This is a genomic window from Alkaliphilus pronyensis, from assembly GCF_009017275.1.
Lineage (GTDB): Bacteria > Bacillota > Clostridia > Peptostreptococcales > Natronincolaceae > Alkaliphilus_C > Alkaliphilus_C pronyensis.
Genome location: NZ_WBZC01000083.1, coordinates 1 through 6764, shown reverse-complemented (window position 1 = coordinate 6764; position 6764 = coordinate 1). Strand labels below are relative to the sequence as shown.

10 protein-coding genes are annotated in these 6764 nt (G+C 30.8%); 1 reads left to right on the top strand and 9 read right to left on the bottom strand.

Translation table 11 applies throughout. From position 1 onward, the window contains the following. Nucleotides 1-54: 54 nt before the first annotated feature. The 9 genes from F8154_RS14615 to F8154_RS14580 all read right to left on the bottom strand — a co-directional run bounded on the left by F8154_RS14615 (nt 55) and on the right by F8154_RS14580 (nt 6159). Nucleotides 55-789, bottom strand: a complete 735-nt coding sequence (locus tag F8154_RS14615) for a Fic family protein (RefSeq protein WP_151862354.1) — start codon at nt 787-789, stop codon at nt 55-57. Between the two features lie 78 nt (nt 790-867). Further along, complete coding sequence (locus F8154_RS14610) at nt 868-2442, bottom strand: recombinase family protein (RefSeq protein ID WP_151862353.1); 1575 nt, start codon at nt 2440-2442, stop codon at nt 868-870. An 84-nt stretch (nt 2443-2526) separates the two neighbouring features. Continuing rightward, nucleotides 2527-2649: a hypothetical protein gene (locus F8154_RS15580; protein WP_279237220.1), complete on the bottom strand. Its 123-nt coding sequence runs from the start codon at nt 2647-2649 to the stop codon at nt 2527-2529. Nucleotides 2650-2725: 76 nt separating this feature from the next. After that, complete coding sequence (locus F8154_RS14605) at nt 2726-2884, bottom strand: Spo0E family sporulation regulatory protein-aspartic acid phosphatase (RefSeq protein ID WP_151862352.1); 159 nt, start codon at nt 2882-2884, stop codon at nt 2726-2728. A 65-nt stretch (nt 2885-2949) separates the two neighbouring features. Then, a complete protein-coding gene (locus tag F8154_RS14600; RefSeq protein WP_151862351.1) occupies nt 2950-4125 on the bottom strand; it encodes a helix-turn-helix domain-containing protein in 1176 nt (391 codons plus the stop codon). A gap of 20 nt (nt 4126-4145) precedes the next feature. After that, nucleotides 4146-4874 (bottom strand): DUF5986 family protein, encoded by a 729-nt coding sequence (locus F8154_RS14595; RefSeq protein WP_151862350.1) that lies wholly within the window; start codon nt 4872-4874, stop codon nt 4146-4148. A gap of 184 nt (nt 4875-5058) precedes the next feature. Next, a complete protein-coding gene (locus F8154_RS14590) occupies nt 5059-5631 on the bottom strand; it encodes a helix-turn-helix transcriptional regulator (RefSeq protein ID WP_151862349.1) in 573 nt (190 codons plus the stop codon). A 64-nt stretch (nt 5632-5695) separates the two neighbouring features. After that, nucleotides 5696-5896 (bottom strand): helix-turn-helix transcriptional regulator, encoded by a 201-nt coding sequence (locus F8154_RS14585; protein ID WP_151862348.1) that lies wholly within the window; start codon nt 5894-5896, stop codon nt 5696-5698. 44 nt (nt 5897-5940) lie between these two features. Further along, nucleotides 5941-6159 carry a helix-turn-helix domain-containing protein gene (locus F8154_RS14580; protein ID WP_192930329.1) on the bottom strand — a complete coding sequence of 73 codons (219 nt, stop codon included), beginning with the start codon at nt 6157-6159 and terminating at the stop codon, nt 5941-5943. A 177-nt stretch (nt 6160-6336) separates the two neighbouring features. On the opposite strand from F8154_RS14580, the gene F8154_RS14575 reads away from it, so the two are divergent. Continuing rightward, nucleotides 6337-6764 (top strand): helix-turn-helix domain-containing protein (locus tag F8154_RS14575; protein WP_151862346.1); only part of this gene is annotated, 428 nt, incomplete at its 3' end.

Sequence of the window (6764 nt, the reverse complement as noted above, 5' to 3'; positions counted from 1 at the left end):
CCCCAGGGTATGTTCCAATAGGAATACAGGTATAATATAAGCTATAACATAAGCCTATATGAATTTCAAATACATATCCAAGCTTCTTTCAGCTTCTATTGCAACTAGTTTTGTAAAATCATTAAAATCCCCAGTTGTATGTGCCTTATCTAATGCATTGTAGTATTCTAACCTATTCTCTGCTCTTATAACTATGGGTGGATAACCATTCTTCATAAGCTCTAAGTTCATCAAAAGCCTTGCTGTTCTTCCATTACCATCAACAAAAGGATGTATACCTACAAAAGCTATATGAACATAGGCTGCCTTCTCTATTGGATGTAACTTATAAGCTTCCTTCTCATACCAAGTAATGAACTCTTTCATTTCATCTGGAACATGTAAAAAATCTGGCGGTATGTGTGTTGCACCACTAATTATTACATTTTGATTTCTATAAATGCCAGCATATTCATCACTTATTCCTTTTAAAACTAGCCTATGGATATTCTTTATTTGCCATTCACTAAGTTCTTCTTCTTTTTCAACTATTTCTTCAACACATAAAATAGCTTCTCTATGATTTATTACCTCCAGATGCTCCCTTAAGGTTTTCCCTCCTACTGTGATACCTTCTAAAACAACTTTAGTCTCCTGTAATGTTAAAGTATTCCCTTCTATTGCGTTAGAATTATATGTCCATTCAAGCAATAGGTTTTCTTTAATGCTTTTCAATGTATATTTGGGTAAAGGTCTTTTACTGTCTAATAATGCCTTTTTATAATCTATTTTTTCAAACAAAGATTTCATTCCTTTTCACCCCTTTATCTAGTTACATTTTATGTATCTATTAGTTTAAAGCACTCCACTGACTTTAATACTTGAAAATTATCCAGCAGGGTTTTTAAATCTGTAATAAATCTTCACCCTATTATCTTCAAATATTTCAATTCTTTTAACCAGCTTCTCCAAAGAATATCTATCTAAGCTTTGGGCAGATAAAACCTTGTCGATAATTTCTCCCATATGTTTACCTTCTTCTTTTACGCTATCTAAATCACTAAGCTTTTTCTGAAGCTCTTCTAAGCGTATACTCAAGGTTTCTTTCTCTTTTTTAAAATCATTATTTAGTTCCATAAATTCCTTTTCTTCTAGTATACCCTTTACTTTATCGGTGTACAATGCCTTAATAACTTTTGTTATTTCATTTAATCTAGCTTGAATTTTTCGTATCTCTTGGGTAAGATAAACTTCAGCAGTATTTTGGCTTCTTTTATTAACCGAGCTTAGAAGCTTGTTTTTATCTAAGCCCAAAGCAAATTCTTTTATATCTTCAATAATAATATCTTTTAGCTTATCTTCTAAAAAAGAGTGCCTAGTACAATATTTAGATGTGAAGCGTTTATAAGTTGAGCAAATTATATAGTCCTTTGCTCTCGCCTTTGTATAGGTCATGCATGATCCACAGTCTCCACAAAATATAAAGCCACTAAACAATCTAGTACTTCTTTTTAAGCTATAGGTTTCGTTGCTCTTTCTGTTTAACATTTTAGTTGCATCTTCAAAGGTTCTTTTATCTATAATTGCTTCGTGGGTGTCTTCTACTACTATCCATTGGTTTTGGGGTAATGTTCTAAGCTTTTCTGATTTATAGTTAACCCTTTGGCGCTTCTTTTGTGCTAGGTCTCCAATGTATGTGGGGTTTGTGATAATACATTTAATTGTACTATGGCTCCATAAAGAGCTATTAGATGTGCCTTTATAGTTGCTTGTTTTGGCTTTAAGCTCTGTTGGAGTTATTATACCCTCATTATTTAACTTATGAGCTATTTTACTAAAGCCATAGCCTTCTAGGTACATCTGAAATATTCTTCTAACAGTTGGGGCAGTTTCTTCATCAATAATTAGCTTGTTTTTATCTTGTGGGTCTTTCTTATAGCCATAGGGAGCAAATGCTCCAATGAATTTTCCTGCCCTTTGCTTGCTTTCCATAGAGCTTCGCACCTTAACAGATATATCTCTTGCATACAAATCATTAATAACTGATCTAAAGGGAGAAATATCATTACCAGCACTATTAATAAAAGTATCTATTCCATCATTTACTGCTATATACCTTACCCTTTTTTCAGGGAAGTACTTCTCAAGATAATATCCAGTTGTAATATAATCTCGACCTAAGCGACTTAGGTCCTTTGTTATAACTAGATTAATACTGCCCTTTTCAATGTCCTTTAATAGCCTTTGAAAATCTGGTCTTTCGAAGTTAGTGCCTGTATAACCATCATCAACATATATGTCATGTAGTTGCCAGCCTTGCTCCGAAACATATTTAACCAAAAATTCCTTTTGATTTTTTATTGATTCAGATTGTATAGAACCTTCATCTTCCCTTGAAAGCCTACAATAAATAGCAGCACTAAACTTGATGTTCGTTATCTGGTAGTTATCAATACCGTACATTTTATCCTCCTTTCCTTCAGATAACTACCTGCCTATAATCAGAATATATGATTAAACAGGCATTATCAAATAAAAGTTATCTAATCAGCTGGCATATATCTCTCCATCAATCTTTTGCTTAAGTATCTCTTTAATTATTTCCTCCAATAATACTCCGTCATTACTAAACTCACGATCTACTGAATACTTTTCTACATCTTTACTCACACCAGTTCCCCCTTTCACTTTGTACAAATATATGAAAGCTAGTGATTGTCCTATTAAGTTTATATTAATAAACTTATTAAGGCTTATTATTTAAAAGAAGTTTTAATTGTTCTCTTTGTTTTTCTGCTATATGTATATCTAGCTCTTGGCTTAATTTGATTATTTCATCTTTTTTTAGGTCATCACAGCTTGTTATTGATTGGTTTAGCTTTGATTTTAGTTTTTCTAAGGTCATAAGCTTTCCTCCTAATTTTTTGAATTAAAAAACAGACCCTCGGGAGAGTCTGTAATAATGGTTATTTAATAATTTATATGATGTATTGATTTTAGTTTAGGTTCTACCTCCTTAATGCTTGTTTTAGAATCTGCTAAATATCCTTTACTCAATGATAGAAGTTCCTCGACCTCACAAGAATTTAAGCTTAAGCCACTGGCAGACAATCTATCTATAAATTGACGATTAGTTAACACATTATTATTTATCAAAAGCTCTAACGATTTTCTAAAAAGGGCTGGTCTCTGGAGTTGCCACTCGTTATCAAAGGGTTCATTTACTCTCCATCCTTTTCTTGAAATTTTCTTCATGAGTGCTTGATACTCAGAGTTTGTTATTCTTCCTAATCCCCTAGCTCTTACAATCATAGCTGCAATAGATACTTTCCACTTTTTTTTCAATTGTACATAAAAGTCTAAATCAGTAGGATGTATTAAATCTTTAAAAAAACTCTCTCTAGGTAGCAAAAAAGCCCCTGCAAACTGATTGGCTTGTAATTCCAACTCTCTTTGCTCTTCATTTTCAAGCAAAGATAAATCTCCTAAAGAATTATGCAATAAAATATGCCCAAGTTCATGAGCACAATCAAAATTTCTCCTTACCAAAGATGGTTTGTCATTTCCTAGTACTACACAAATTTGTTCTATGTTCTTTATTTTGTGTATCTGAGTGAATGCATCAATCTTTTTATTATTAACATCAAAGCTTGATACTATTATTCCTTTACTTTCTAGTAATTTCACCATATTAGGTATTGGTGACTCACCTAAATCCCAGTAATCTCTTACATAAGATGATATTATATTCATATCTTCACTATCAATATCTGAAATATCAGGTAGTTCTAGTACAGGGAAATCTAAATACTCATTTAAAAAATTATATAAACGTACTATTAACTCTGTTTTAATTTCCTGAGTTTTTTTATCTAGATTTTTTGTTGATGCTAATGCTCTAAAGAATGTATTTTCGATGTTAATATCATATTCATCATATTCTTCAAAAAACTTCTTTGGAAAACCTAGTGCTAATACTATTGCAAAAAACACATCTGGCTTAGGTGATATAGGCCCTTTATTTGATGTTCCCTTCTCAAATTGTGATACAGCTTGTTTACTAATATTAATTTTTTCAGCTAATTCAGTAATTGTCATGTTTCTGTATAGCCTTGCTTTCTTTAATCTTTCACCATTAAATGCCATAGTTGATTACTCCCTTAAGTTCAATTTATCTTTTTTTCTTTTTTGATGTTGATATTTATATCTAATTCTGGCTCGCTATTTGAAACAGCCTTATTAGGTTTAATTCTAATCGGAATATCTTGATCTGTATTTGCATGTGAACTTTCATACACATCTGATTTAATATGCTCGCTTAAGCTTATTGATTCAATAATCTCATAATACTCATTTGTTAAAAAGGCTTCAACATCTTCTAATACAAAGTTTTGCTCCTTAAAAACAATAGTAATGTAGTGCTTTACATCTTTTTCTTCTATTCCTAATCCATTAATAATTTGACCTTTTTTCCAGTCTAATATATCTTTTTCCTTTTCAGTTAATTCAGGTAAATCAACCATGGATAGTTGCTCTGCTTTTCTCGGTAGATTTTTATTAAAAGATAAGGAACAGTTAGCATAGTGAGTCACCTTCTTCTTGCCCTGCAGTAAGTCATTATAGTTTGATTGACGCATAACACTAAATAATAACTTACTATTTTTCTCATATATAAAAACTACTTTAAATATCCCTAAATCAAGTATGCTTAGTTTATAGTTACTATTATTCATATTATCAAAAATCTTAGTAACAATACAATCCCATTTACCATTATGTACACTCATGTTGATTTTAGTATCATTTTGTATCATGTTGAAGTTGGCTTTTCTCATAGCATTTTGAAGTGAATCTACAATCAATTCAATTGTTATACCTTCCATATTAAACGACATCTACTTTCCTCCTAGAATAAAATGGTATTAATTAAATAATAGCATTTATTCTAAAATTGTCAAGTAAATAAATCAATATGAAAAAAGTATAAAGTTAAATATAAATTTTATTAATTAAGTAAATAGATTTAGCTAATATAATTAATTTTTTAGCTTGAAGTAGTTAGGCTTGTTTTAAGCACACCTATCCCGTCTTCTCAACTTTTATGATTTTCCCACCCGTTTTTTCCTTTATCATTCTTAAATTGTATTTTACAGTATTAACACTAATGTCAAGCTTTTCACTTATTGCTTTGGGCTTTAAGCCACTTGCGTAAAGAATATAAACTTCATTTTCTCTATCTGTTAGTATAATACTTTCCCCTTTTTTCTGTTTTGATTTTAGCTTAATTATTTTGCTTATTGATTTTTTATAAATTAGAAAAACAGTACATTGTTCAATGTTCAATATTCTAGCTACTTCTGAGCAAGAATACCTCTGTCTTAAAAGAGCCACTTCCTTTTGCCTTTCAGTAAGACCATATATAGGATTTTTTATGTCTTCTTCGGTTATGGAGTTATACTCCTGCATAACCCTATTTTTTATTTCCCTTACTGACTGATTTAAATCACTCTCCATACTTCCAGCCACTTGGCAGTCAACTACATCCTCAAGTATACCTGTGTTTCTTCTCTTCTCTTTAACCTGCTTAATTTTCTTTAAGCTATCTTTATACTCAGCATGCAGGTCAACCCATGCAGCACTATTGTTATACACTCTTAAATACCCCCTTTGTCGGAATTTGTTTAAAGGAAACCCAATAAACCTGTTGAATATAAAACTATATAAAAAATATTTCTCCTAATTCAGCCTCAAACAGTTTGCAAATTTTATACATAAGCTCAGGGCTAGGTGAATAATATTGATTTTCTAGTTTAGATAAATAGGTTCTATCTATATTAAGCCTTTTAGCTAAATTCTGTTGCTTTATGCCTTTAATTTTACGTAACTTTTTTATTTGGTTTTTAATTGGTGGGTTCATGGGGTACCTCCTTAAGCAATTAATAGTTAAAAATCGTATTAACATTAACTTGCGTTTGTTTTGTAATCCGAAAGAAGAATTTGTGGATCTACTTCTAAAACATTAGCAATTAGTTCAATTTTATCCAGAGTTAGTTTAACTTCGCCTTTTTCTAGTTGACAATATCCGCTCTTACTTTTATAACCCATGCTATTTGCCATATCTTGTTGTGTTAACCCTTTTGATACTCTAATTTGCTTTATCTTGAGTAAAACGTGTTCCATTTTCAACCCTCCTTTGTTCATATAATATGAACTTGTTGTTTATAGTATAGTTCATTTGCAATGAACTTGTCAAGAGATTTATACATTTATTATGAACTTTTTTTTATTACATTGTAATTACTTCAAAAAATGATAAAATAAAGTTAGTTCACAAATATTGAACTTTGAGGTGAGTTTATGTCATTAGGTCAAATAATAAGAAGTTTAAGAAAAGAAAAAAAAATTACTCAAGAACAATTGGGTAAAGTTTTAAATGTTAGAAAATCAACTATCTCACAATACGAAAACGATATAAATAAGCCCGACACTGACATGTTAAAATTAATAGCTGATTATTTTAATGTTTCAGTAGATTATCTTTTAGGTAGAACCAACTCAAAAGATACGCTTAACAATAAAAAAGATATGCCCACAAAGGCATATCATAATTTAGATAAATCTGGTCTGTCCGAAGAAGACATTGAGAAGGTTGTTGAACGGCAGTTTTATATTGTTCTTTGGCAGAAATACTATGACGGTGTTGAAGAAGACTTGATTAAAAGAGCCAAAGATTTTATCAGACGATTTGAAAGTTGTGGTGTCCCTTGTACCTTGCTTAAAGAGGG

Bases quoted from the DNA above. Each gene is read 5' to 3' on its own strand.
- F8154_RS14615 (WP_151862354.1), bottom strand. From the start codon at position 789: ATGAAATCTTTGTTTGAAAAAATAGATTATAAAAAGGCATTATTAGAC.
- F8154_RS14610 (WP_151862353.1), bottom strand. From the start codon at position 2,442: ATGTACGGTATTGATAACTACCAGATAACGAACATCAAGTTTAGTGCT.
- F8154_RS14605 (WP_151862352.1), bottom strand. From the start codon at position 2,884: ATGACCTTAGAAAAACTAAAATCAAAGCTAAACCAATCAATAACAAGC.
- F8154_RS14600 (WP_151862351.1), bottom strand. From the start codon at position 4,125: ATGGCATTTAATGGTGAAAGATTAAAGAAAGCAAGGCTATACAGAAAC.
- F8154_RS14595 (WP_151862350.1), bottom strand. From the start codon at position 4,874: ATGTCGTTTAATATGGAAGGTATAACAATTGAATTGATTGTAGATTCA.
- F8154_RS14585 (WP_151862348.1), bottom strand. From the start codon at position 5,896: ATGAACCCACCAATTAAAAACCAAATAAAAAAGTTACGTAAAATTAAA.
- F8154_RS14580 (WP_192930329.1), bottom strand. From the start codon at position 6,159: ATGGAACACGTTTTACTCAAGATAAAGCAAATTAGAGTATCAAAAGGG.